Below are 1,522 nucleotides of genomic sequence, written 5' to 3' on the forward strand. Positions count from 1 at the left end.
CTTTCGGTCCCGGCATCCCGCTGGACGTCAACGCCATCGTCTGACGCATTTCGCCGAAAGCCCCGCCGGCACGGGGCGCGACGGGGCTTTCGGCGAAATGCGTCAGACGATGGCGTTGACGTCCAGCGGGATGCCGGGACCGAAAGTGGTCGAAACGGCGCCCTTCTGGATGTAGCGGCCCTTCGAGCTGGACGGCTTGAGGCGGACGATCTCCTCGAGCGCGGCCTTCAGGTTCTCGTCGAGCTGCTCGGCCGAGAACGAGGCCTTGCCGACGACGAAGTGCACGTTGGCGTGCTTGTCGACGCGGAACTCGATCTTTCCGCCCTTGATCTCCTCGACGGCCTTGGCCGGGTTGGGGGTCACGGTGCCGGTCTTGGGGTTCGGCATCAGGCCACGGGGACCCAGGACCTTACCCAGACGACCGACCTGGCCCATGAGCTCGGGCGTGGCGACGGCCGCGTCGAACGACGTGTATCCGCCGGCGACCTTCTCGATGAGCTCGGCGCCGCCGACCTCGTCGGCACCGGCGGCGAGGGCCGCCTCGGCCGCGGGGCCGTTCGCGAACACGATGACGCGGGCGGTCTTACCCGTGCCGTGGGGCAGGATGACCGTGCCGCGGACCATCTGGTCGGCCTTGCGGGGGTCGACGGAGAGCTTCAGCGCGACCTCGACGGTCGAGTCGAACTTCTTCGAACCGGTCTCCTTCGCCAGGGCGACGGCCTCGGCGGGGGTGTAGAACGTGTCGGGCGCGACCTTCTCGGCGGCGGCCCGGTATGCCTTGGACTTGGTAGCCATGATTATCTCCCTCAGTCCTCGACCGTGATGCCCATGGAACGGGCGGTGCCGGCGATGATCTTGGCCGCGGCCTCGATGTCGTTCGCGTTCAGGTCGGGCTGCTTGGTCTCGGCGATCTGACGCACCTGCTCCTTGGTGAGCTTGCCCACCTTGGTGGTGTGCGGCGTCGCGGAGCCCTTCTGCAGGCCGGCGGCCTTCTTGATGAGCTCGGCGGCCGGGGGCGTCTTCAGGATAAACGTGAAGCTGCGGTCCTCGTACACCGTGATCTCGACGGGGATCACGTTGCCGCGCTGCGACTCGGTCGCGGCGTTGTAGGCCTTGCAGAACTCCATGATGTTGACGCCGTGCTGACCGAGCGCGGGGCCGATCGGCGGCGCCGGGTTGGCAGCACCGGCGTTGATCTGGAGCTTGATCAGGCCGGTCACCTTCTTCTTGGGTGCCATATCCTCTTCCTCTCATCGAGCGGGTGCCTGACGGCTCCCTCTCTCCCGCACGCCCGGCGGTTCCGGGCAGCGGTCGCGCTCGCGCGGGCGCACGAGCAACCTCCCCATCATACGCGATGTCCCGGCATCCGCACTCCCCCGCCCGACCGGCGCCCCGCGGCCGCCGCCGCAGCCGGCCGCGGGGCGCCGGTCGGGCGGGGGGGTGCGGATGCCGGGCCAACGCGGATGATGGGGAGGTTGCTCGCGCGGGCGCAGCCCGGAACCGCCGGGGGTGCGGGAGAGAG

At 69.3% G+C, this 1,522-nt stretch carries 2 protein-coding genes; both read right to left on the minus strand.

Annotated features, from left to right (window positions below; all coding sequences use genetic code 11):
• Positions 1-102: 102 nt before the first annotated feature.
• Positions 103-795, minus strand: a complete 693-nt coding sequence (gene rplA / locus MHY30_RS14950) for a 50S ribosomal protein L1 (protein WP_239279199.1) — start codon at positions 793-795, stop codon at positions 103-105.
• An 11-nt stretch (positions 796-806) separates the two neighbouring features.
• The gene (rplK, locus tag MHY30_RS14955) at positions 807-1,238 is read right to left on the minus strand and encodes a 50S ribosomal protein L11 (protein ID WP_228163954.1); all 432 of its coding nucleotides are present in this window, start codon (positions 1,236-1,238) and stop codon (positions 807-809) included.
• Positions 1,239-1,522 lie beyond the last annotated feature (284 nt).

The sequence above is a fragment of the Microbacterium sp. ACRRU genome (assembly GCF_022346945.1).
Classification (GTDB): Bacteria; Actinomycetota; Actinomycetes; order Actinomycetales; family Microbacteriaceae; genus Microbacterium; species Microbacterium mcarthurae.

Bases quoted from the DNA above. Each gene is read 5' to 3' on its own strand.
- rplA (WP_239279199.1), bottom strand. From the start codon at position 795: ATGGCTACCAAGTCCAAGGCATACCGGGCCGCCGCCGAGAAGGTCGCG.
- rplK (WP_228163954.1), bottom strand. From the start codon at position 1,238: ATGGCACCCAAGAAGAAGGTGACCGGCCTGATCAAGCTCCAGATCAAC.